Here is a 22,438-nt window from a genome sequence, read left to right as displayed (position 1 = left end):
TTGTGTATACCTGTATACGTATGTAATTAGGAGGAATTTACATGGAAAATATTATTGCTAATATAATTTTGGATGCAAAAGGCTTAGCATGTCCAATGCCGATTGTTAAAACAAAAAAAACGATGAATACAATGGATCCAGGGCAGGTGATGGAGGTGCAAGCTACTGATAAAGGATCAAAAGCAGACATCAAGGCTTGGGCTGAGAGCAGTGGCCATCAATATTTAGGAACGCTGGAAGAAGGGGCTATTTTAAGACATTTTTTAAGAAAAGCATCAAATGAAGATGCAGTAGAAAAGAAGCATCCCTATGTCATTAATAATGAGGAGCTCGAGGAAAAGCTTAATAGGAATGAAAATATCGTTGTTCTTGATGTAAGGGAAGCCGCAGAATATGCATTCCGTCACATCCCCAATTCTATTACGATTCCTTTAGGAGAGTTAGAAGAACGTATGAATGAGTTAAACAAGGAAGATGAAATTTATGTGATATGCCGATCAGGTAACCGGAGTGACCTTGCCGCACAAAGATTATCGAAAAATGGCTTTGCGAAGGTAATAAACGTGGTGCCTGGTATGAATGAATGGTCAAGTAAAACGGAAAAAATTTTTTAACTACAATAATACCTTGGGGGGTACAAAAATATGACTGTTAGCATGATGGCTTCAAAAGAAGTAACTAAAAAAGTTATTAATAAAGAACCTTTATTCATTCTAGATGTAAGGAATGAAAGTGATTTTAACGATTGGAAGATGGAAGGAGTGAACTTTCAATATTTAAATGTTCCATATTTTGAATTGTTGGATGGAGTAAGCGGAATTATAGACATGCTTCCAAAAGATAAAGATATATTAGTAGTCTGTGCAAAGGAAGGATCATCTGTTATGGTGGCGGAAATGCTTTCAGAGGCTGGATGGACCGTTTTTTATTTAAAAGGTGGTATGAAGGCTTGGAGCGAGTATTTAGAGCCTATCAAAGTGGGGGATTTAAACGATGGTGGAGAACTATATCAATTCGTTCGTATCGGAAAGGGCTGTCTATCTTATATGGTAGTATCTAATGGGGACGCAGCCTTGATTGATGCTACTAGGATGACGGATGTTTATGTAGATTTTGCAGATACGGTTGGAGCAAGAATTACACATGTATTTGACACCCATCTTCATGCAGATCATATTTCTGGTGGAAGACATATAGCCGAAAAAACAGGTGCAACCTATTGGCTCCCACCGAAGGATGCGACAGAGGTAGCCTTCGAATATCGGCCATTAGTGGACGGAAACGATGTTGTAATCGGTAATACAACCATTCATATTCAAGCCCTTTATTCTCCGGGACATACGATTGGTTCTACCTCATTTATAGTGGATGAAAAGTATTTGCTCTCTGGGGATATCCTGTTCATTGATTCTATTGGCAGACCAGATCTGGCAGGGAAGGCGGAAGACTGGGTAGGAGATTTGCGAGAAACACTTTACAGCAAGTACCGGGCATTGTCCGACGAACTAATCGTTCTCCCAGCTCATTTTATGATCATAGATGAGTTAAATGAGGATGGAACGATAGCAAAAAATTTAGGCGCTCTATTTGCGGAAAACCATGGATTGAATATGCAAGATGAAGAGGAATTTCGCAAAATGGTGACGGAAAATCTACCGCCGCAGCCCAATGCTTATCAAGAGATTCGCGAGACGAATATGGGGAAAATCGCTCCAGACGAAGAAAAACAGCGTGAAATGGAAATTGGACCAAACCGCTGTGCAGTTCGCTAACAAGGCTCTTTTCTTAAACTTTGTTGTTTTTGTATTCGAAAAGAACGGGTTACTACTCTATTTGGTCTAAGAATGGAAAAAAGGATAAGAAAAGATGCCCCGGCGTCGTTAAAAAAATGATGAAAATACAACAATTAATACGAATCAGCCACAAAATTTAAGGAGGATTATTATAATGGAAGCAAACAAATTTTTAGATGCAAAGGGATTAGCCTGTCCAATGCCAATTGTGAAAACGAAAAAGGCAATGACTGATATGGAATCCGGTCAAGTTTTAGAAATTCATACAACAGATAAGGGTGCCAAGAATGACCTTTCCGCATGGGCAAAATCCGGCGGTCATGAGCTTGTACAATTTGAAGAGGATCATGATGTGCTGAAATTTTGGATAAAAAAAGCTTAAAAAGATGGGGGCCGAAAAAGATTCCCTTTTTTAAAGGAGGTCTCGAGAGTGGATATTAGTCTTATCTTAACAATATTAGTAATTGGCCTTATTGGTTCCTTTATTTCGGGGATGTTAGGTGTAGGCGGGGCAATTATAAATTTTCCTTTGCTATTATATATTCCGGCACTTCTTGGTGTTGGACATTTTACAGCGCATGAGGTTTCAGGGATTACTGCTATTCAAGTATTCTTCGCAACCATAAGCGGTGTTTGGACATATCGAAAAGGGGATTTATTAAATAAAAAGCTGATTGCCTACATGGGAACAAGTATTTTAATCGGAAGTCTTATTGGTGGCTTTGGATCTAACCACCTGCCGGAGAGTGGGATTAATCTGATATATGGAATACTGGCCATCATTGCGGTTGTCATGATGTTTATACCGAAAAAAGGCATTGATGATATTCCGTTCAATCAAGTGAAATTTAATAAATGGCTTGCCGCAATTCTTGCTTTAGTTGTTGGGATTGGTGCAGGGATTGTTGGGGCAGGAGGGGCTTTCCTGCTGGTGCCAATTATGTTAACGGTGCTAAAAATACCAACAAGAATGACCATCGCTTCTTCTCTGGCTATTACCTTTATCTCTTCAATTGGATCAACAGTAGGTAAGATTACGACGGGGCAAATCGAGTACTTGCCAGCGATGATTATGGTGGTTGCGAGTCTAATTGCTGCACCGATTGGAGCAAAGGTTAGCAGGAAAATGAACACAAAGATTCTTCAGATAATCTTAGCGGTGTTAATCTGTATCACAGCTATTAAGGTTTGGATGGATATTTTGTGAACATATAATTTTTTCTAGTGGGCTGTCTAGGTTAGACAGTCCTTTTTTGTGCGGAAGATTTGGGGAACTAACTAAATCGGAGAGAACTTTTACAATAAATAATTTAGCCACCAGTGAGACTGATGGCCATTTCCTTAGAACTTATGCAAATTTATATATTATTGGTCAAATCCTCCATCATTGCCTCATCCATTGGACCAATTATTTTTTTTCGAATGATTCCATTTTGATCAATAATATAGCTAGTAGGAATAGCGACAGCCTGATAGGTTTTTCCTATATCCCCGTTCTTATCGAGAAGAACCGGGAAGGTGATGTTATTTTTTGATATAAAAGATTGAACTAAAGAGGTTCCCCTGTCCATACTGGTTAAGTTAACAGAAACAATAGTGATGTTTTTGCTTTTATTTTTCTCGTAAAATTTTTGCATATATGGCATTTCTGCTTTACACGGTGGACACCATGATGCCCAAAAGTTTAATATGATCTTTTGACCGCGATAATCAGAAAGCTTTGCCGTTTTTCCATCAAGAGTTGATAGTACAAAATCCGGTGCTTCAGCCCCTTCTTGGACTGATTTCGAATTCGAACTTAATCCTTTAGTATTGGAAGTCTCCGCCATTGCTGTTTTTTTATTTGTAAGATCATTAAGAAAAGATGGCCGCCAGATATTAATTACAATAATTAGTACAGCTATTATGAGGATAGCGAACGTTAACAAGTTTTTCTTCACGGATTTTCGTCCCTCCTTATTCCTATTATGAATAGGAATAACCCTAAACATACAAAAGATAGATTCTTTATTCCTGATAATTCATTAAAAATGCTAAGGAGTAGTGCCTCTACCAAATTAAAAATGATCATCTGTTGGTACGTAATTCTCTTTTTGAAGAACAAGAATAAAAACGTGGCTAAGATAATCAATTCAAAGATTGCTGCATAAAAGTTTTGAACACAAAAATGTAGTATTAATTGATAGATGATAAAAAATAGCAAATAGCTCGAGAAGCTTTCAATATGAATTGGACGCTTGCGATGAACGCCGTATAAATATATGGCAACACTTACAACTGCAAGAACTTGCCCCCATGTTCCACCATTGAAATAAAGAAGGGACATGGGGTTATTCATAAATAGATGGAAATTCGTAATCATATAGCTGAATTTATATACGATGAGATACAGAAAAAAACTATTCCAATACCAATCACCAATGCGTTCTTTTTTCATATATTTGAAAAGGAATGCACTAAGCAAAAGGGATGCAAATGCGCTGACCATATCAGCAGATAATGTAAATCTGCCTAATGTTATATAACTTGCCATCATCCTTTTGGAACAGTGAAATAAATCTGATAGGAAATATCAATGCTCTGGACAACGGATTGCATCATTCCGCAGTTTTTTATCACTAAATCTGCCATTTTTTCAGCTAACTCATCGCTCATTTTCGTATTGGATTCCACCTCAGCTACCATACATATTTGTTCAATTCTATTTGCTATTTCTGGGTTTCTAACAGCATAAACAGAAATACTAATATGTTCAAAGGAAACTTTTCTCTTCACTAAAATATTTGCTAATATAGGTGTGCTACAGCCGACCAAAGATGAGATAAAGAGCTCAAACGGTCGATATCCCTGTTCTGAATTAGGTGATATAGATAAAGTCCCAAATTCCGTAACAGATGTTACCTTACCATTCTCAAAAATAAAGTTCATAATTTTTCTCCTTTCTTAGCTTCTACATAGAAACTTCGTTAACTATTTTTATTAGTGGTTTCGTTTCCTCAAGCAGTGACTTGAATCATTCCTGCTTTCCACAATCACCTGCTATGTAATGCTTACAAATAGCCGTTAATCTCAGTTAAAGGAGTACGAAGCTCAAGGGAGATATGATGAAACATCTCATCAAATTCACATGAAAAAGTGAAAGATTAGCTTCTTTTGGTTTCAAATTTATACCCCATTCCTCTGACCGTATGAATATACTCTATTAATGTGATTTGTTTCATTTTTTCGCGAAGATTCTTAATATGGACATCAATTGTTCTATCTGTAACTTCTTTTTCATTATTTTCATATATAGAATCAAGAATCTGCCCTCTAGATAGCACTTGTCCAGGATGGTGCATAAGTAAATGAAGTAGTTTGAATTCGAATATCGTTAATTCAAGCGGAATTCCGTTTATGAACACCTCACCCTTAATAGGTTTAATCGTTAGTCCGCCAAAGCTGAGCTTTCCACAGCGGCTGGCTGTTCTTCTAAGCACCGCTTCAATTCTTACCATTAATTCTGCAGGGCTAAAGGGTTTTACAACATAATCGTCTGCTCCTAATTTAAAACCTTCAATTTTAGATGATTCAGAAGCTTTAGCAGTTAACATGATAATGGGGATGACACTTTTCATGTCTTGACGTATCCAATAACATATTTCTTCTCCTTTCATATCAGGCAACATAAGATCCAGAATAATTAGGCACGGGTCAAACTCTAGAATAATACTTTTTGCCATGCTTCCATCTTTGGCTTCCAGGACTTCATAGCCTTCTTTTTCTAAGTATATTTTCACTAGATTCCGTATCTTGGAATCATCTTCAACTATTAAAACCGATTTGCCGATTAATTCAGTTTCTGCCATATGGCTCATCCTTTAATAAATTTTGGGTTGGAGATGCATATTCTTTTATTTTACATCACAATTGGCAGAGGAAAGGAATAGATCGGTATGACTATATATTAAAAATATTACCTTTAACGATAAAGTGTATAGTTGTATTGTTAAGATTTTATGAAGAAAAAAAGAATCACCTATATGAATGGTAGAGTGATTCTCTTAGGAAACCGTTTTTTTCATTTGTGATTTGTTTTTCCTGCCATGAAAATGCGTGTGAAATCTTCAATGAATGCGGGAATATCTGCTTCCATCCCAATCCAATCAAGAGTTTCCTTCGGTTCCGGAGATGGTTTTGGTCTAAAATCGGCGGTGCTTTTTCCACGGGCAGTTCCGAATTGCTCCACTGTAACTCGCCGCGGTAAGTATTTCACGAGGTTTCGATTCACAATGGCACTAACAGCCAGGACATCATGTAAAGGGGCAGCCTGTATACCTGGTACATTTTTCTTATAGGCATTCAAATAATAATCATAAGCAGGTTTGAGTAAGTGGGTAAAGGGGGACTTGCTGTTTGCTGCGATGTAATTAATGATATCGGGTGGTATAACAGCCTTATTGGTAATATTCAAAGGATGTAAATAAATGTTTCTTCCCCTCTCCATCACAATATTTGCTGCAATGGGATCAGAGAAAAAATTAGCCTCCGCCTCAGCAGTAATGTTGCCGGGCACTAGAAAAGCACCACCCATAAAATAAAAAGCATTCACCTTTTTGAAGGCTTCCGTACCATAAATAATGAAGGGCAAGGCAAGATCCGTCTGCCTTCCAACACCTACAATAATTAAGTTGTTTGGAAAAGCATTTACTATTTCAATAATTTTATTAATATCATAGACATCTACATCTTTTATTTCAAAAGGGAGTTGAATTGGACCTAGACCGCCTTTTCCATGTATTTCGGGATAATATTGTGCAATTTCTCCTGATAAGGGTCCTGATGACCCTGCAATTATTGGTATATCCTGCCGACCTGCTAGTCTTAATAGATAAGCAGTGTTTGCTACTGATTCTTCCTTCGTAATGTTACCATACCCACTTACTACCCCGACTACGTTTAGTTGAGGATGCATAAGTGCATACATAAGGGCAAACGAATCATCTACTCCGGAGTCTACAAACATTAAGATATTGTACATGATTTTTCACTCCAAATTAGGACGAGGAAGAAGCTCCCGCCCGCAGGTAAATATTCTCTATATATTATGTTGCTTCGTGATAATTGGCTCAAACCATATTTTTCTACCATTATTTTGTATCTTTTTTCAAGTATTATTCCTAATAGTTAAAATTTGAAATCTGAAAATTCCAACCATATAATTACTTTACATATGCTAATTTAGTAAAATACGAGGAGGAATTGCCATGTTAGAAATCGTCAAGAGATTAACTTCACTGAACGGCCCATGCGGTTATGAGCACAATGTTTCCTATTTTATTCGGGATTACGTAAAGGATCTTGTAGATGAGGTTAGAATTGATGGTATCGGTAATGTCATTGCAATTAAAAGAGGAGAGCTTTCAGGACCAAAAGTTTTGCTTACTGCTCATATGGATGAGGTTGGATTCATCGTGAAAAAAATAGAAGAGAACGGTTTATTGAGGTTCGAAAAGCTTGGAGGCCATGATGACCGAATTCTGCTTGCCCAACAAGTAATGGTTATAGGGAATTCTGGGGAAGTACATGGAGTAATTGGAACGATGTCTGCACATTTTGTGAAATACGATGACCCGATGAAGGTTCGCAAACATTCCCACTTGTATATCGATATTGGTGCTACTTCTAAAGAGGAAGCTGAGAACATGGGAATCGAGGTCGGTTCTCCTGTAACATGGGCTACAGAAATGAAAGTAATAGGTCCTAAGGGGAAAGAAATGATCATGGCTAAGTCACTTGACGATCGGGCGGGTTGTGCCGTCTTGTTGCAATTACTAAAAGAACTGCAGAACGAAATATTTGTAGGTGAAATCACTTTTTTATTCTCTGTCCAAGAGGAAGTTGGTTTAAGAGGAGCGGAGACAGCTATCAAGACGTTAGAAGTGGATGCTGCGATTGCCATTGATACTACCGCTGTAAGTGATACACCCGAAGAAACTATGGACAAGACACTGTTTTTAGGGCATGGAACGGGCATCAAGGTGATGGATTTCAGCTTGATTGTACATAAAACTATGAAAAATCATTTAGTAAGTTTGGCAAAAGCCAATGGTATTGCCTATCAGCTAGAAATCTTTCCTGGAATCGGAACAGACGGCGGTGCAGTAGCACTAGCAAATCATGGGGTGCCAACAGGAGTGTTGTCCATTCCATCTAGATATGCTCATTCACCGATTGAGCTTGTAAGTGTGGCAGATTTGGAGGCTACAAAAGATCTGTTGAAGGCTTTTGTATTAGACTTGTCCGAAGAAACTAGTTTTGAATGGTAATAGATTTTTGGTGAGATTCCAATTTACTTTTTTTACCCAAAATTATACCTGTGAGAAATCAGTACATAATACAAAGTTCATCTAATAAAAAAACCACCTTGGTGGTTTTTTTAGATGGATTCATTCTTACTATTCCTCGCCGTAATAGTTTTCAAAACCAAATACCCGTCCGAGTGCCTTGTACCAATTCGATATGGGATAAGATTGATGATGCACAACCATAGGTTAAAAAGAATAAAGATTAGTAGAATTCTTGAGTGACTATAGGAAAGAAGAAGTGCACCGAGAATTCCCAATAATCCATTTAACAATGGTCCAAATAGAGAAATGATTATTTGTTCCGCTTTTGAATAATAGGGATTCCGCTCACTCGCAGTGTATCCACCAAGCATGAATAGTGCATGGATATGGATGGACATTCTACCTAGAGGCAAACGTAGCAATCTTCTTCCGACACCAATAAATAATTCAATTTTTTCCGAACGGACGAGGAGGGCACCTATAGAATGTCCTAATTCATGAATGAAAAGGGTAAGTGGTGCAATTATTAGAAGAAACGAGATGATAAACATAATCAAAACCTTTTTATTTTTATCTTACCATTTAATTTCAATTTGTGTTTCCTGTTACGAAAATAGAAAACATAACGGCAAACAAAATTAGAAAAGTTAAGATGGAGCCTAACACTTTTTGATTATGAAGATTTTTTCCTTCTTTAAGCCTTATGAATAAATTTACGAGATTTAAAAACCACATGACTCCTAAAATGGGTATGAAAAGCCATAGAAATATAAACAATTTAACACCTCCAACATTTTATACGAGTTACAATATAATAAGTTTCTTTTTTTAATTCCGACTTGATTAGTAGAAATTAAAATTCACTTTCGTTAAAATAAAGAGAAGAGTTATTCAAAAGGAGGGAAAAGTATGGATCTACTTAACAAAGATACATTTGTTGAACGTATGCAGGTTATGGAGGGATTAATTCAGACCTTTCATGACCGGGCGGCTAAGAACGATAAAGAAGGTCGTTTTCCTTTTGAAAATATAGAGGACTTAAAAAGAAGTGGTTATACCAGATTAACGTTGCCAAAGGAATATGGTGGAGCTGAAATGTCTTTATATGATTTTGTACGATTTCAAGAGGCAATTGCAATTGGCGACGGAGCGACAGCTTTATCGATAGGCTGGCATATGGGGAATATGATGAATTTGTCAGACAAACGGAATTGGGAGGAACAGCTTTTTGCTTATGTTTGTAAAGAGGTTCAAAAGGGAGCGCTTTTGAACGTATGTGCTACAGAACCGCAAACAGGAAGTCCCACTAGAGGGGGGAGACCTACAACAACAGCTGAAGATAAAGGGGATTCTTGGGTGATAAATGGAAGGAAGTCCTTTACAACGATGGCACCGGTTTTGGATTTTTTTATTGTCTCAGCAAGTATTCTCAAAGCAGATGACGTAGCATACTTTTTAATTCCTCGCGATACCCTAGGGCTTTCCGTTGAGGAAACATGGGATAGTATAGCGATGAGAGCATCGGGTAGCCATGACTTAGTATTGGAAAATGTCGAGATTCCGAAGCATTTTTTAACGGAAAAGGTTGGTCCAAGAAGTAAGTCGGCAAATGGATGGCTACTTCACATTCCAGCTTGCTATTTAGGAATTGCAGAGGCAGCAAAGCGAGAAGCTGCTAGATTTGCCAAGAGCTATACTCCTAACAGCCTGATATCTCCTATATTTGAACTGCCTGCGATTCAGCAAAAGTTTGGCGAAATCGAATTAAAACTTATGCAATGTAGACATTTTCTGTATTCTGTTGCAAAAATGTGGGATGAAGGATCTCAAGAAGTAAGGGATAAAATGAATCCTGAGCTTGGTGCTGTAAAACTAACAGTTACAAATCTTGCCTTTGAGGTTGTAGATTTGGCAATGAGAATTGTTGGCGCACGAAGTTTATCGGAGAAAAGCCCATTACAGCGGTATTACCGAGATGTTCGTGCCGGCCTTCATAATCCCCCAATGGATGATATGACATTAATGCAATTGGCGAAACGAGTGTGAAAGTTTTTGGCGGACACAGAGTTCGTTATTTTATATAAATGGTCGATTGTAAAGGTTAAGAGGACACAGAGTCCGTTATTTAGGGGAAAACACACGGAAACGACTATTTTTTCCACAAATAACGGAACCTCTGCCCTCTAACGAAGAAAAAAACCCCTTTTTGTCACAGATAACGACTCGTGTGTCCCTCCAACTTTCTTTAAACGATATAAAAATCCACTTTAAGTATCAGGACCACCTTTATTTGCCAGCATTCTACTTTCTTTGTGGGCCATTCTCTATACCACGGAACGGCTAGTTCATTATTTTTTCAAAAAATGGTTAAACACCCACCCGCATTTGGGATAATCCCATATCCTATTATTAATAACACAGTAGGAGGTGTTATAAATGAGTGCAGTTGGATTTGGCGGCGGATTTGCGCTAATCGTTGTACTATTTATTCTATTGATTATCGTTGGTTCCGCTTACGTTTATTAATAAGGCTATTTTCGCATAGATTATTTAAAATCCAAAATCCGATTTTAACCTGTTGCTTTTCGAATAAGTTCATTAACCCGTATAACTAAATGCTTCGTGGCATCTTTTCTTAAGAACATTTGCGGAAATTGCCTAGAAACAAAGTAATTTACCCTTATTATGATCCAAAAGCAACAAGGTTGACGAAAAAAGCCATTAATGATTATTAAATAATGAGAAAAGGAGATGTATGTGAATGTTTTATGGTGGATATGGATGCTGTGGTGGATATGGATACGGAGGACCGGTAGGCGGTTTTGGTTCCGGATTTGCGTTAATTGTCGTGTTATTTATCCTTCTTATCATTGTTGGTGCAGCTTGGTTATAAAACCAAAGTCTTCACGATGAAAAGGGATATCATGTAAGACACGTCCAGGATGAACCTATTCCTTTTGGAGTAGGTTCATTTTCTTAAGAGAAAATTGGAGTAAATTCCTTCCTTGCTGCATAAACTAATTGAGATGTACATAAAAGAAGGTAATTATTCATTGCCTCTTTTGAAATTTATTAGTATATCTTAGTTCCTTATATAATGATATACTAAAGGTAACTCATAGAAGGGATGAGATCTATTATGGCATACTTTAGAGGCCAGAAGGAACCAGTACCTGAAGTGGAAACATCTATTTGGTCCTGTACAAGTGAGAGTTGTTTTGGTTGGATGAGAGAAGCATTTTCACTCGAAGAAACACCAAAATGTCCATTATGTAATTCTGAAATGGAGAAAGGAACAAAAGTTTTACCAGTAATTGAATGATTTCATAAATTCATTGAAAAAATAAGAAACATTTTACGATATAATTTCATTCAAAACGAGGACAGCTTTGTTTATCGTAAGAAAAATCAACAGCTACATTTTCCAGTAGCTGTTTTTTTATGTTTCACATTGTAATTTAAAAAGAAAATCAAAAATAGGACAAATGTATTAGTTGGGAGAATTTATTCCAATCCTTTGAAAATAGGGAATCCTATTATTTAAACGTTTACATACTCTTAATCTGAACTTAACTTTTTCAGTCAAATGGACCTATATAATGAAGGGGATAGTGCATGTTACTATATTTATGAGTATGTCACATTTCTATAAATCTATTAATAAGTGTGACATATTTACTAATTTAATGGGAGGCTATTATGGGGAAATTAAAAAGCTTGTTCTTAAAAGTATTAGCAATAGTTCTTGTCGCAGGAACTTTACCGACTCTTTCTGGCTTGCATACTGCCAAAGCCGAAGGACAAAATGATCCAGCCCCATTTATTAATCCGAAGAATCCGAATGGAAAAAAGGTATTGTTTGATAACACTCACGGAGAAACAGCCGGTGCAGCGGACTGGGTTATTGATGGAGGTTTTTCAGATTTTGCAGATGCCATTGCGGATCAAGGATTTTATGTAAAGGAATTAAGAAAAACAACGCCAATTACGTATGACGATTTAAAAGATTACAGTGTATTTGTTCTAGGAGAATCCAATATTCCGTTTAAAAAATCGGAACAAGATGCCATGCTTCAATATGTGCAAAACGGTGGCAGCATCTTCTTTATCGGAGATCATTATAACTCTGACCGCAATCTAAACCGCTGGGATTCAGGAGAAGTATTCAACGGATTTAGACGCGGTGCATGGACTGATCCAACGAAAGGGATGACAAAGGAAGAAGCATCCTCACAAGAAATGCAAGGTGTGGAGAGCTCAGATTGGTTAGCTGATCATTTCGGTATTCGTTTCCGCACTAATGCATTAGGGGATATTACAGGTGGAGAAACAGTCGTGACGCCGGAACAATCTTTTGGAATCACACAGGGTGTGAAGACGGTAGAAATGCACGCTGGTTCAACCCTAGCAATCTTAGATCCTACTAAAGCAAAAGGTCTTATATATATGCCGAAAAGTCCGCCAGCTTGGGGCAGTGCGGTTGACCAAGGTGTGTATAACAATGGTGGTATAGAAGAAGGTGCATTTGCCGCTATTTCTAAGGTTGGAAAAGGAAAAGCTGCTTTCTTAGGAGATTCTTCACCAGTGGAGGATTCTACACCGAAATACCTGCGTGAAGATAATGGAAAAAAGAAAACCACCTATGACGGTTTCAAGGATGAAGGGGATGATAGTACCTTCCTTATCAACACTATCAATTGGTTAGCAAATCAAGAGAATTATACAAGCTTTGATCAAGTGTCTGGATTACAACTTAGTCCTGTAACAAAATTATATGATTGGGAACTACCACAAAACACTACTGAACCGCAATCAGAGCCATGGGCACAGCCAACTGGTGGATACAAATGGTATGATCCATCTACATTTGCTCCAGGGTCCTTTGGATCTACCAAATCAGCACCGGTAAATCCAGCTTATTCGTTTGTTCACCAGGCTACTTTGCCAAATGCAGAAGAGTTCCAAATTCGTGTAAAGCTTGATAATCTACTGCCAGGACAAACGATTAGCGGGTTGAGCCTAGGAATCTATCTTACAGGTGGTACACAGGTTGCTATGGTTCAAAACCCTGATGGAACATGGCCAACAGGATATGGATACAGTGCCAATTTCTCTGTTACAGCAGACTCCTTAGGTCATGCAAGTAAAGATGTAACAGTAAAAATTAAACCAGGGTCATTAGGCGCAGCAAATTTACGCTTGCGATTGAACGGAAATAATATGCTAACAGAACCAGTAACCATCGGCAATGTACATGCCGAGCCACTTCCAGAAGATAAGCCGAATCTACCGGAAAAAGTAACGTTAGCTACTGCCAGAACAGCACAACCAGGTTCGGTTGTAACGGTAGAAGGAGTAGTAACCTCTACACCGGGTGTGTTTGGTGGAAATGGTTTCTACTTACAAGATGAAACAGCTGGTATTTATGTTTTTGTAAACAATGGTAATTACAAACTTGGAGATACAGTGAAAATCACTGCACCACTTTCCGTTTTCAATAGTGAATTAGAATTATCCGATCCATTAGCTATTGAAAAAACCGGAACTAGTGATCTGCCTAAACCAATTACTGTAAGTCAACTAAGTGAGCAAAACCAAGGTCAGCTTGTTCAATTAGAAAATGTAGAAATTCAAAACTTAACTGCGTTGAACAAAGCATTTGAATTTGATGCTATAAAAGGTGAAAAAGTGACAAGAGTCAGGGTGGATGAAAGAACCGGTTTAACATACACTCAATTTTCATCTCAATATCATAATGGTGATGTTGTGAATATTTCCGGTATATCCTCTATCTTTAAGGATATCTATCAATTAAAGCCATTAAGTATAAATGATTTTGAAATTGCGGATAAAACTCCACCTGTCATTCACGATTTGGATGCAGTAACCTTCTTCCTATCGGATCGGGCAGAAGTGAATATCCTTGTAACGGATGAGGGTACAGGTGTCAAAAGCGTGAAAATTACACTGGATGGTGTAGAAGTTCAAAATCCTATTCAGATCGAGCCGCTTCAACTGTCATTAGGCAAACATACGATTTCAGTAGAAGCTGTTGATAATGCTGGAAATAGAAGCTCCAGACAGTTTGACATTCAAGTGATCATGGATACGGATCATTTAGATGAGCTGCTTACAACGGGATATGAGAACGGCAAGATTACGAATCTAGGAATTTACAACAGTTTAATGGCGAAAGTGAACAACATACAGAGTGCGAAAAATGATAAGACAAAACAAAACATGATTCATGCCTTCATCAATGAAGTAAATGCCCAAAAAGGGAAGAAAATTGATAGGGATTTTGCAGAGTTGCTGATTAATGCGTCCTTAACATCTGATCAGTATGAAGAGGCAATTTAGCAGAAAGTGAGCCGAACCGAGGTGGTTCGGCTCTTTTTTATTTGTAATTTTAATTGGGCAGGAGTGGATGGTGTTATAATTCTAATCTTATCTCCTCTTAACTGGGTTCCTTCATAACTCCTCATTTGATGATCATGGTTCATAAGGTATCTTTACATAAGTCTCTTTTCATAAATTTTTTCGCTTTTGCAGATAAAAATCTTAATAACGTTTCCTTACATATTTTCTCATTTTAATGAACATCATAAAAAATAGAAAAAAATCTACTTTTTGTAAGGAGACAAGAAATGAGACATATCATTGCGCTTATTATTAAATTTATTTTTGTCGGTATTTTTACTTTTTCTGTATTAGGAATTTTTGATCTTCCGATACCTGCTATTTTTGCAACGGCGGTAGTGGTAACCATTGCTTCCTATCTTATTGGGGATCTATTGATTTACCGAATGGGAAGTATTACGGCAATAGTTGCTGATTTTATTATGTATTATGCAATGCTAGGGGCAATCGAATATTTCTATTTTCATCTAACTTTAAGCAGAACGCTTTACTCTGCATTTTTTATGACCTTCTTTTTAACATGGGCTGAAGCACTGTTCCATGGTTTTATTCTAAATCGCTACTTTGTGGACGAAGACTATGATCGCCCAATCCCTATTCGAACGACACGATACAGCACAGAATTTAGTGAGGAGCTGGATGGTCGAGTGGATAGGGAAAAAAAGGAGTAAATGAAAGTAATGATTTCCTCTATCTTAAAATGGTGCTTGGCACCATGTGTTAGGCACTGTACATTCGGAATAAGGTAAATAATAAAGATGATGATGGTACACGAGGTAAATTGTACCAGGAACATACCCCTATTTTGCCAAAAGGCAGAATAGGGTTTATTTACTTGGAGTCGTATTTTAAAAATTCCATGCTATCATAAAAAGGGTCCGAAGCGTTAAAGCTTTAGACCCCTTTACACATTATTTGTTACTTCAATTTAAGCAATTGGTTATTGTAAAAAATAATATATTCAAGACTGCTTTTTAGTATTAGGTTTCATTTCATCCGCAATCTCTTCTAATGATTTTATTTTTCCATGGGGGTTTTGCGATTGTTTTCTTACTGTCCATTGGCGTTCCTTTTGTCCTTTTGACTGTGTCATTTATTCGTCTTCCTTTCCATCTGAATCAATTTTCCCGTCAAAGTATTTAGAAAACCGCTCTAGTTCCTTATCCTTTCTTAAAGAGGTAACATGAAACGGGTTATTATGTGGTAAATCAAGCTTTAATCCCATATTTGGTCCTCCAAATGGGTTTGCTTCCACACCTTCATAGGAAGAATTGGGATGAGTATCTCTCTCATGATAATCTCTATCACGGTCCATATAAATCACTCTTTTCCTTTTAGCTTCGTAGCTATTTTTTGCTTAATTCGTTTCTTTATTCGTATTTTTGGTACAATATAAGGATAAAAAGATATACATTCAGTAAACTAAAAATGAATTGGATAGAAAGGATTTTATATATGACAAGTCTTCAGCCAGGAACAATAGTAGAGCTGCAGGTGGAGCGGGAAGCGCCATTCGGATATTTTTTGTCAAATGGGGAGGAAGATGTGCTCCTTCATCAAAGCGAAATATTGGAATCATTTGATCCGGAGGAGCCTCAAACCGTATTTATTTATCAAGACCACCAAGGGAGATTAGCCGCAACGATGTCCATCCCGAAAATTAAAATCGGTACATATGATTGGGTAGAGGTTGTAGAGGTAAAGCATGAGCTTGGAGTGTTCGTTTCGATTGGAATCAGTAAGGATATCCTTGTTTCCAAAGACGATTTACCTGCCCTGTTTACCTTATGGCCAGCTAAGGGAGACCAATTGTATTGCACATTGAAGACAGACAAGCATAATCGCCTATTCGGCAGGCTTGCCACTGAGGACATCATGCGTGCAGTTGCTGTACCTGCAACAAGGAAGGATTTTAATAAGAATGTTTCAGGGAGAGCCTATCGTCTGCTGATGATTGGAACCTTCATTCTTACAGACGAGAACTATATTGGTTTTATCCATGAATCACAGCGAATGCAAGAACCTCGACTAGGCCAAAAGGTGGAGGGGAGAATTATCGATGTGAAGCAGGATGGCGGTATCAATGTATCCTTATTAAAGAGGGGCCATGAAGCAATGGAGGAAAATTCTGATATTATTTACCGCTATATGGAAAGCCGTGGCGGTAGAATGCCGTATTGGGATAAAAGTACTCCAGAGGATATCGCAGCACGCTTCAACATGAGCAAAGCTTCTTTTAAAAGAGGTCTTGGAAAGTTGATGAAGGAAGGGAAAGTTTACCAAGAGGACGGTTGGAGTTACTTTAAATAATGGCTTTTTTCCTAAACTATATTGCTTTTGCAGAGCATACACAGTAACGGAGTTAACATTAATACGAAAAAACCTAATATTTCAATAAAAAAATGTGAAGTTAAGTGCTTCACATTTTTTTTTTTGGTGAAAGTTTATAAATAAAAAGTTCAACATGGTATAAAAGGGTGGACACTATGAATATAATTACCTATCAAATGAAAGCGCTTACCCACACACTTTTTATTTGAATTGGAGGATTGATCATGAAAAAAATTTTATTAGTATGTGCTGCAGGAATGTCTACGAGTCTATTAGTAAACAAAATGCTGGATCATGCCAAGGATATCGGTGAGGAAATTGAGATATTTGCTCTTCCGGTATCAGAATGCGGAACGGTTGCAGATCAGGTAGATATCGTTCTCTTGGGACCACAAGTACGCTATCAAAAGAAGCAAGTGGAATCGATTGTTAGGAAGGATATTCCCGTTGAAGTCATTGATATGCGTGAATATGGGACGATGAATGGAAAAGCAGTTCTTGAAAGGGCATTAAAGCTGCTCTAAGGGTGAAAAGAGAGTTATCTCTTATCATAAATCGAGACTCTATTCCTAGACTTGTGGCTTTTGGTGAAGAAAACCTTATAACAAACCTTTATTCATTTTAAGAAAAGATGCACCAAAGCCGAATCTATATTAGGATGGAGAACAATGTACGAAAAGCAACAAGTTGAAATCCGCTTTTGGATTTTAACAAAATAGGTGAAATCCGCCTAAATTGATTTGGATGGGTGGTGGTTCAGACAAAAACTTAAAAAAGAATAAGGTTGGATGGTTGCTATTATCCTTACATTTTTCTATTTAAGCCTTCCATCGAAATTGTTTCATCCCAAGAATTAAAAAAATTGGTGTGCCTTTTAAACAAAGGGGGAGAAATAATGAGTAAGGTAAATGACATTTTAGAAAATAAGGTGATGCCTGTCGCGGCAAAAATAGCAGGGCAGCGGCATTTGCAAGCATTGCGGGACGGTATTATTCTCACAATGCCGCTCATCATCATCGGCTCGCTGTTTCTGATTTTGGGGAACCTGCCGATTACTGGTTATCCGGAGTTTATGGCTAGGACCTTTGGAGATGCATGGAGAACAAAATTATCGTATCCGGTTGGTGCCTCCTTCGATATTATGGCTCTGATAGCTGCATTTGGTATTGCGTATCGGCTCGCTGAAAAATATAAAGTCGATGCACTATCAGCGGGTGCCATTTCCGTTGCGGCATTTTTGCTAGCTACTCCTTATAGCTTTATGTTCCAGGGAGAAGGCATGAAAAAAGCAATCGAGGTTTCCGGTGGGGTTCCTACAGCTTTATTAGGAAGTAAAGGCTTATTTGTTGCTATGATTATTGCGATGGTATCGACAGAGATTTATCGATTTGTCATTAAAAAGAATATCATTATTAAAATGCCGGATGGAGTTCCACCAGCAGTAAGTAAATCTTTTGTTGCATTAATACCTGGCTTTTTCGTCTTTCTAGTTGTCTGGCTAGCCAGACTTCTTATTGAACAGACATCCTTTGAAAGCTTGCATAATATTGTCGGTGAACTTTTACAAAAGCCGCTCGGAGTTCTCGGGGGAAGCCTCATCGGAGGTATTATTGCGGTTATATTTATCCAGCTCCTTTGGTCATGCGGGTTGCATGGTGCAGCTATAGTCGGCGGTGTCATGAGTCCTATTTGGCTTACAGCCATGGATCAAAATCGTATCGCATTTGAGGCTCATCAAGAACTGCCAAATGTCATTACTTCACAGTTCTTTGATATATTTGTGTATCTTGGCGGCTCTGGTACTACTCTTGGATTTGTACTTGCGATGCTCTTTTTCTCCAAGAGTCAGCAGTCCAAGCAGCTGGGCAGGCTTGCCATCGGACCAGGTATCTTTAATATCAATGAGCCTGTTGTGTTTGGAGCGCCGATTGTATTGAATCCGCTGCTGTTAATTCCATTTATCCTTACTCCAATTGTGATGGTTATTGTCACATATGTAGCAATGAGTACAGGAATTGTTCCAAAACCAGCGGGAGTAGCCGTTCCTTGGACGATGATTCCAATCATTGGGGGATATCTGGCTACTGGCGGAAAAATTGCTGGTGCTCTCCTCCAAATCGTGAATTTGGTGATTGCATTTCTGATTTACTTCCCGTTCTTTAAAGCATGGGATAAGCAAAATTATAAAATGGAGCAAGGCTCTTGATACCTTCATGAATTGTATAAGACGTGTGGAACAAGTATGGTTTTTGGATCATACTTGTTCCTTTTCTAAAAGGGGGTTTCTATACAGATGATCCGATTAATAGTAAATGCAGATGATTTTGGCTATTCCAAGGGGGTAAATCATGGCATAGTCGACGCATTTAAATACGGTATTGTAAATTCTACCACGATGATGATGAATATGGCTGGCACCGACCATGCCATAGAGCTTGCGAAAGAGAATGCTGATCTTCCAGTTGGGATTCATTTAGTGCTTACATGTGGTAAACCGCTTCTGTCCGATGTTCCTAGTTTAGTAGATGAAAAGGGGAATTTTAAAAGGTTATCCGTTTTACAATTGGAAAAGGATATAGATCTTGATGAATTGGAGCGTGAGTGGACAGCGCAAATAGAACGTTTTTTGGCATCTGGATTGACACCAACTCATTTTGATAGTCACCATCATACACATGGAATAAAGGAATTTTATCCGGTAGTGCAAAAACTGGCTGAACGTTATGGACTTTCCGTTCGAAAATCCGTCCTCGATGAATTTGCAGGTATCCCCTCCTACACGGATGAATTTGTGCATGACTTTTATGGAGAAACAGCAACGAAGGATTTCTTTTTGCAACTACTAAATAGAAACTTGGATGGAAAATCTGTAGAGGTAATGTGTCATCCTGCTTATTTAGATGCGGAAGTAATGAGTGGATCCTCCTACAATGTTGAAAGAATCAAAGAACTGGATATTTTGACGAATACGGTTCTGCCAGAGGGAATAGTCTTGTTATGAAAGCACTACATAAATCTGATTAGAAAGGATGTTTGATCATGAAAATCGTAACCATTGGCGGTGGATCAAGCTATACACCGGAATTAATTGAGGGATTTATAAAAAGATATGAGAGCCTGCCAGTTTCAGAGCTTTGGCTGGTTGACATACCAGAAGGAGAAGAGAAGCTGAACACAGTCGGAGCTTTGGCAAAAAGAATGGTGCAAAAGGCGAATGTGCCAATGGACATCTATTTGACAACGGATCGCCGCAAGGCATTAAAGGATGCCGACTTTGTGACTACCCAATTTCGCGTTGGAGGATTAGCTGCGCGGGCAAAGGATGAAAGTATCCCATTAAAGCATGGGGTGATTGGGCAGGAGACGAATGGTCCCGGTGGTTTATTTAAAGGCTTGCGGACCATACCGGTAATATTAGATATTATTCGTGATATGGAAGAGCTTTGTCCAAATGCTTGGCTGATTAATTTCACTAATCCGGCGGGAATGGTGACCGAGGCGGTTTATCGTCATTCCAACTGGAGGAAAATTGTCGGACTTTGCAATGTTCCCATCGGTATCCGGATGGGAATAGCAAAGATATTAGGTGTCTCTGCAGACAGGATAGCGGTTGATTTTGCTGGGCTAAATCATATGGTTTATGGCCTGGATGTGTATTTAGATGGAGTTTCAATTCTAGAGGAAGTCATTGACAAGCTATCCTCTCCAGATGGCAGTCTCACAATGAAAAATATCGCAAATCTAGGTTGGGATCCCGATTTTATAAAAGCATTAAAAGTGCTTCCATGTCCATATCACCGCTATTATTACCAGACAGAAAAGATGCTGTTGGAAGAGCTTGAGGCAGCTAAAACGGCGGGAACCCGCGCAGAGGTCGTACAAAAGCTAGAGGAAGACCTTTTTGAATTATATAAGGATCCGAACCTGTCTATTAAGCCACCACAATTGGAAAAGCGTGGCGGTGCTTATTACAGTGATGCAGCCTGCAGCCTAATCGATTCCATTTATAATGACCGCAAAGATATCCAACCGGTTAATACGATGAATCTTGGAGCAATAGCCAGTATTCCAGAGGACTCTGCGGTTGAGATTAATTGTGTTATTACAAAGGATGGACCAAAACCAATTGCCATTGGCGATTTGCCGGTTCCGGTGAGGGGTCTAGTACAGCAAATTAAATCCTTTGAACGAGTAGCCTCTGAGGCCGCTGTAACGAAGGATTATCACAAGGCGCTGCTTGCGATGACCATCAATCCCCTCGTTCCATCAGACACAAAAGCAAAGGTGATTTTAGATGAGATGCTGGAGGCGCATAAGGAGCATCTACCTGGGTGGAGTATTCCTGAAGTGGCGAAATAGTAATGGCAGCCCCTATTAATAGGGGCTATTTTTGTAGGACTTCTGACTTAAATCGGGCAATTTTGAATTAGTATCGGGCCATTTTGCAGGGGATTCGTGCCAATTGAAACGGATTTCGTGCTATTAATCGCAAATTAGTACATCAAATGAAACCGAATGAATTTTTCTAAGCTATGGTACAATACTTTTAAACAGAATTTTGATAAAATTCACCATATTATGATTATCAAATGGTTATTTTTGATTTTTAGTAGGGATATCACCGAATATATTAGAAAAATAGAATAATAGAGTGGGGATGGAAAATGGCACTTATAGTATTAGATATTGGGGGAACGTCTATCAAGTATGGGCTTTGGCAGGATGAGGTCCTCAGTGGAAAGGGTTCTATTAAGACTCCAGGTAGCTGGGAAGAAATGAAGATAGCGCTTACGGCATTAAAAGACAGACTTGGAACAGGTAGAACGATTGAAGGTGTAGCGATTAGTGCGCCGGGGGCTGTAAATCAGGAAAAAGGGATTATTGAAGGAGCAAGTGCAGTACCGTATATCCACCATTTTCCGATATTTACCGAACTGAAAGAGTTATTTCAATGCCCTGTTTCTATTGAAAATGATGCGAATTGTGCTGGTTTGGCAGAAATATGGAAAGGAGCCGCCAAAGGACTACGAAATGTACTCTTTGTAGTCATCGGGTCTGGTATTGGCGGTGCCATTATAGTGGACGGGAAGATATGGCATGGTAAGCACTTATTTGGTGGAGAATTTGGGTACATGCTTTTAACCGACACGCATACATTTAGCGATTTAGGGACCGCTGTTAGTATGGCAAAAAGGGTAGCGAAGCGCAAAAATTTGCCTGAAGACGCGCTGAGCGGGAAAGACGTATTTGATTTGGCTGAACAAGGCGACCCAATTGCACAAGAGGAGGTCGATACCTTCTATCATTATTTGGCACAGGGAATTTTTAATTTACAATACAGCTTTGATCCAGAAAAAATTATTATTGGCGGAGGTGTCTCCAGTAAAGAAGATTTGCTTCCAGAGTTAATGAAGCATTTGGAAGAGATTGTTAAGCAGGTAAAAATCGCACCTTTTGTACCAGAAATAAGCATCAGTCAGTTTAAAAATGATGCCAACCTAATAGGTGCGGTATACAACTTTAAGCTTAAATGGAATCTTTAGTACTGCTCATCCTATAGTGATT

25 protein-coding genes are annotated in these 22,438 nt (G+C 38.4%); 17 read left to right on the top strand and 8 right to left on the bottom strand.

Annotated elements, in window-relative coordinates; all coding sequences use genetic code 11:
• The first annotated feature begins 41 nt into the window (after positions 1-41).
• The 4 genes from KHA87_RS14550 to KHA87_RS14535 all read left to right on the top strand — a co-directional run bounded on the left by KHA87_RS14550 (position 42) and on the right by KHA87_RS14535 (position 3,000).
• On the top strand, positions 42-614 hold the full coding sequence (locus KHA87_RS14550) for a sulfurtransferase TusA family protein (protein WP_213094869.1): 573 nt from the start codon (positions 42-44) through the stop codon (positions 612-614).
• A 30-nt stretch (positions 615-644) separates the two neighbouring features.
• Entirely contained in the window at positions 645-1,772 is a 1,128-nt protein-coding gene (locus tag KHA87_RS14545) for an MBL fold metallo-hydrolase (protein ID WP_213094868.1), read from the top strand.
• A gap of 175 nt (positions 1,773-1,947) precedes the next feature.
• The gene (locus tag KHA87_RS14540) at positions 1,948-2,175 is read left to right on the top strand and encodes a sulfurtransferase TusA family protein (protein WP_213094867.1); all 228 of its coding nucleotides are present in this window, start codon (positions 1,948-1,950) and stop codon (positions 2,173-2,175) included.
• 48 nt (positions 2,176-2,223) lie between these two features.
• A complete protein-coding gene (locus KHA87_RS14535; protein ID WP_213094866.1) occupies positions 2,224-3,000 on the top strand; it encodes a sulfite exporter TauE/SafE family protein in 777 nt (258 codons plus the stop codon).
• A gap of 151 nt (positions 3,001-3,151) precedes the next feature.
• On the opposite strand, the gene KHA87_RS14530 is transcribed toward KHA87_RS14535, so the two are convergent.
• The 5 genes from KHA87_RS14530 to KHA87_RS14510 all read right to left on the bottom strand — a co-directional run bounded on the left by KHA87_RS14530 (position 3,152) and on the right by KHA87_RS14510 (position 6,813).
• The gene (locus KHA87_RS14530; RefSeq protein WP_349305588.1) at positions 3,152-3,733 is read right to left on the bottom strand and encodes a peroxiredoxin family protein; all 582 of its coding nucleotides are present in this window, start codon (positions 3,731-3,733) and stop codon (positions 3,152-3,154) included.
• Positions 3,730-4,326 (bottom strand): hypothetical protein, encoded by a 597-nt coding sequence (locus KHA87_RS14525; protein WP_213094864.1) that lies wholly within the window; start codon positions 4,324-4,326, stop codon positions 3,730-3,732. The genes KHA87_RS14530 and KHA87_RS14525 overlap by 4 nt, the downstream gene beginning before the upstream one ends.
• A complete protein-coding gene (locus KHA87_RS14520) occupies positions 4,326-4,721 on the bottom strand; it encodes an OsmC family protein (RefSeq protein ID WP_213094863.1) in 396 nt (131 codons plus the stop codon). The genes KHA87_RS14525 and KHA87_RS14520 overlap by 1 nt, the downstream gene beginning before the upstream one ends.
• A gap of 215 nt (positions 4,722-4,936) precedes the next feature.
• A complete protein-coding gene (locus KHA87_RS14515) occupies positions 4,937-5,641 on the bottom strand; it encodes a response regulator transcription factor (RefSeq protein ID WP_213094862.1) in 705 nt (234 codons plus the stop codon).
• 212 nt (positions 5,642-5,853) lie between these two features.
• Positions 5,854-6,813: a nucleoside hydrolase gene (locus KHA87_RS14510; RefSeq protein ID WP_213094861.1), complete on the bottom strand. Its 960-nt coding sequence runs from the start codon at positions 6,811-6,813 to the stop codon at positions 5,854-5,856.
• A gap of 226 nt (positions 6,814-7,039) precedes the next feature.
• Between KHA87_RS14510 and KHA87_RS14505 the strand changes: the two genes are divergently transcribed.
• Positions 7,040-8,101, top strand: coding sequence for a M42 family metallopeptidase (locus tag KHA87_RS14505; RefSeq protein ID WP_213094860.1), 1,062 nt, complete (start codon positions 7,040-7,042; stop codon positions 8,099-8,101).
• 110 nt (positions 8,102-8,211) lie between these two features.
• Here KHA87_RS14505 and KHA87_RS14500 read toward each other — a convergent pair whose 3' ends face one another.
• Positions 8,212-8,673, bottom strand: a complete 462-nt coding sequence (locus tag KHA87_RS14500) for a site-2 protease family protein (protein WP_213094859.1) — start codon at positions 8,671-8,673, stop codon at positions 8,212-8,214.
• Between the two features lie 358 nt (positions 8,674-9,031).
• Between KHA87_RS14500 and KHA87_RS14495 the strand changes: the two genes are divergently transcribed.
• From KHA87_RS14495 to KHA87_RS14470, 6 genes are all read left to right on the top strand, one after another.
• Entirely contained in the window at positions 9,032-10,168 is a 1,137-nt protein-coding gene (locus KHA87_RS14495) for an acyl-CoA dehydrogenase family protein (protein ID WP_213094858.1), read from the top strand.
• A gap of 390 nt (positions 10,169-10,558) precedes the next feature.
• Positions 10,559-10,648 (top strand): YjcZ family sporulation protein, encoded by a 90-nt coding sequence (locus KHA87_RS14490; protein ID WP_101354584.1) that lies wholly within the window; start codon positions 10,559-10,561, stop codon positions 10,646-10,648.
• Between the two features lie 235 nt (positions 10,649-10,883).
• The gene (locus KHA87_RS14485; RefSeq protein WP_213094857.1) at positions 10,884-11,015 is read left to right on the top strand and encodes a YjcZ family sporulation protein; all 132 of its coding nucleotides are present in this window, start codon (positions 10,884-10,886) and stop codon (positions 11,013-11,015) included.
• Positions 11,016-11,261: 246 nt separating this feature from the next.
• Positions 11,262-11,444 carry a cold-shock protein gene (locus tag KHA87_RS14480; protein ID WP_213094856.1) on the top strand — a complete coding sequence of 61 codons (183 nt, stop codon included), beginning with the start codon at positions 11,262-11,264 and terminating at the stop codon, positions 11,442-11,444.
• A gap of 377 nt (positions 11,445-11,821) precedes the next feature.
• Positions 11,822-14,482, top strand: a complete 2,661-nt coding sequence (locus KHA87_RS14475) for a DUF5689 domain-containing protein (protein WP_213094855.1) — start codon at positions 11,822-11,824, stop codon at positions 14,480-14,482.
• A 287-nt stretch (positions 14,483-14,769) separates the two neighbouring features.
• Positions 14,770-15,213: a DUF2512 family protein gene (locus tag KHA87_RS14470; RefSeq protein ID WP_213094854.1), complete on the top strand. Its 444-nt coding sequence runs from the start codon at positions 14,770-14,772 to the stop codon at positions 15,211-15,213.
• A 290-nt stretch (positions 15,214-15,503) separates the two neighbouring features.
• On the opposite strand, the gene KHA87_RS22230 is transcribed toward KHA87_RS14470, so the two are convergent.
• Both KHA87_RS22230 and KHA87_RS14465 read right to left on the bottom strand, forming a co-directional pair.
• Positions 15,504-15,635 (bottom strand): DUF6254 family protein, encoded by a 132-nt coding sequence (locus KHA87_RS22230; protein ID WP_249310403.1) that lies wholly within the window; start codon positions 15,633-15,635, stop codon positions 15,504-15,506.
• The gene (locus tag KHA87_RS14465) at positions 15,636-15,857 is read right to left on the bottom strand and encodes a hypothetical protein (RefSeq protein WP_213094853.1); all 222 of its coding nucleotides are present in this window, start codon (positions 15,855-15,857) and stop codon (positions 15,636-15,638) included. It lies immediately after the preceding gene.
• A 140-nt stretch (positions 15,858-15,997) separates the two neighbouring features.
• Here KHA87_RS14465 and KHA87_RS14460 point away from each other — a divergent pair, with 140 nt between their 5' ends.
• From KHA87_RS14460 to KHA87_RS14435, 6 genes are all read left to right on the top strand, one after another.
• Positions 15,998-16,852, top strand: a complete 855-nt coding sequence (locus KHA87_RS14460) for a CvfB family protein (protein WP_213094852.1) — start codon at positions 15,998-16,000, stop codon at positions 16,850-16,852.
• 245 nt (positions 16,853-17,097) lie between these two features.
• Entirely contained in the window at positions 17,098-17,397 is a 300-nt protein-coding gene (locus KHA87_RS14455) for a PTS sugar transporter subunit IIB (protein ID WP_213094851.1), read from the top strand.
• Positions 17,398-17,768: 371 nt separating this feature from the next.
• Positions 17,769-19,079: a PTS cellobiose transporter subunit IIC gene (gene celB, locus KHA87_RS14450; protein WP_213094850.1), complete on the top strand. Its 1,311-nt coding sequence runs from the start codon at positions 17,769-17,771 to the stop codon at positions 19,077-19,079.
• An 87-nt stretch (positions 19,080-19,166) separates the two neighbouring features.
• Complete coding sequence (gene chbG, locus KHA87_RS14445) at positions 19,167-19,874, top strand: chitin disaccharide deacetylase (RefSeq protein ID WP_213094849.1); 708 nt, start codon at positions 19,167-19,169, stop codon at positions 19,872-19,874.
• A 38-nt stretch (positions 19,875-19,912) separates the two neighbouring features.
• Positions 19,913-21,232 (top strand): 6-phospho-beta-glucosidase, encoded by a 1,320-nt coding sequence (locus tag KHA87_RS14440; protein ID WP_213094848.1) that lies wholly within the window; start codon positions 19,913-19,915, stop codon positions 21,230-21,232.
• A gap of 305 nt (positions 21,233-21,537) precedes the next feature.
• Positions 21,538-22,416, top strand: coding sequence for an ROK family protein (locus KHA87_RS14435; RefSeq protein WP_213094847.1), 879 nt, complete (start codon positions 21,538-21,540; stop codon positions 22,414-22,416).
• The last annotated feature ends 22 nt before the right edge of the window (positions 22,417-22,438 follow it).

The sequence above is a fragment of the Bacillus sp. FJAT-49736 genome (assembly GCF_018343615.1).
In the GTDB taxonomy this organism is placed as follows: Bacteria; Bacillota; Bacilli; order Bacillales; family Bacillaceae_C; genus Margalitia.
This window is presented reverse-complemented; position numbering and strand designations above follow the sequence as displayed.

Bases quoted from the DNA above. Each gene is read 5' to 3' on its own strand.
- KHA87_RS14550 (WP_213094869.1), top strand. From the start codon at position 42: ATGGAAAATATTATTGCTAATATAATTTTGGATGCAAAAGGCTTAGCA.
- KHA87_RS14545 (WP_213094868.1), top strand. From the start codon at position 645: ATGACTGTTAGCATGATGGCTTCAAAAGAAGTAACTAAAAAAGTTATT.
- KHA87_RS14540 (WP_213094867.1), top strand. From the start codon at position 1,948: ATGGAAGCAAACAAATTTTTAGATGCAAAGGGATTAGCCTGTCCAATG.
- KHA87_RS14525 (WP_213094864.1), bottom strand. From the start codon at position 4,326: ATGGCAAGTTATATAACATTAGGCAGATTTACATTATCTGCTGATATG.
- KHA87_RS14520 (WP_213094863.1), bottom strand. From the start codon at position 4,721: ATGAACTTTATTTTTGAGAATGGTAAGGTAACATCTGTTACGGAATTT.
- KHA87_RS14515 (WP_213094862.1), bottom strand. From the start codon at position 5,641: ATGGCAGAAACTGAATTAATCGGCAAATCGGTTTTAATAGTTGAAGAT.
- KHA87_RS14510 (WP_213094861.1), bottom strand. From the start codon at position 6,813: ATGTACAATATCTTAATGTTTGTAGACTCCGGAGTAGATGATTCGTTT.
- KHA87_RS14505 (WP_213094860.1), top strand. From the start codon at position 7,040: ATGTTAGAAATCGTCAAGAGATTAACTTCACTGAACGGCCCATGCGGT.
- KHA87_RS14500 (WP_213094859.1), bottom strand. From the start codon at position 8,673: ATGTTTATCATCTCGTTTCTTCTAATAATTGCACCACTTACCCTTTTC.
- KHA87_RS14495 (WP_213094858.1), top strand. From the start codon at position 9,032: ATGGATCTACTTAACAAAGATACATTTGTTGAACGTATGCAGGTTATG.
- KHA87_RS14490 (WP_101354584.1), top strand. From the start codon at position 10,559: ATGAGTGCAGTTGGATTTGGCGGCGGATTTGCGCTAATCGTTGTACTA.
- KHA87_RS14485 (WP_213094857.1), top strand. From the start codon at position 10,884: ATGTTTTATGGTGGATATGGATGCTGTGGTGGATATGGATACGGAGGA.
- KHA87_RS14480 (WP_213094856.1), top strand. From the start codon at position 11,262: ATGGCATACTTTAGAGGCCAGAAGGAACCAGTACCTGAAGTGGAAACA.
- KHA87_RS14475 (WP_213094855.1), top strand. From the start codon at position 11,822: ATGGGGAAATTAAAAAGCTTGTTCTTAAAAGTATTAGCAATAGTTCTT.
- KHA87_RS14470 (WP_213094854.1), top strand. From the start codon at position 14,770: ATGAGACATATCATTGCGCTTATTATTAAATTTATTTTTGTCGGTATT.
- KHA87_RS22230 (WP_249310403.1), bottom strand. From the start codon at position 15,635: ATGACACAGTCAAAAGGACAAAAGGAACGCCAATGGACAGTAAGAAAA.
- KHA87_RS14465 (WP_213094853.1), bottom strand. From the start codon at position 15,857: ATGGACCGTGATAGAGATTATCATGAGAGAGATACTCATCCCAATTCT.
- KHA87_RS14460 (WP_213094852.1), top strand. From the start codon at position 15,998: ATGACAAGTCTTCAGCCAGGAACAATAGTAGAGCTGCAGGTGGAGCGG.
- KHA87_RS14455 (WP_213094851.1), top strand. From the start codon at position 17,098: ATGAAAAAAATTTTATTAGTATGTGCTGCAGGAATGTCTACGAGTCTA.
- celB (WP_213094850.1), top strand. From the start codon at position 17,769: ATGAGTAAGGTAAATGACATTTTAGAAAATAAGGTGATGCCTGTCGCG.
- chbG (WP_213094849.1), top strand. From the start codon at position 19,167: ATGATCCGATTAATAGTAAATGCAGATGATTTTGGCTATTCCAAGGGG.
- KHA87_RS14440 (WP_213094848.1), top strand. From the start codon at position 19,913: ATGAAAATCGTAACCATTGGCGGTGGATCAAGCTATACACCGGAATTA.
- KHA87_RS14435 (WP_213094847.1), top strand. From the start codon at position 21,538: ATGGCACTTATAGTATTAGATATTGGGGGAACGTCTATCAAGTATGGG.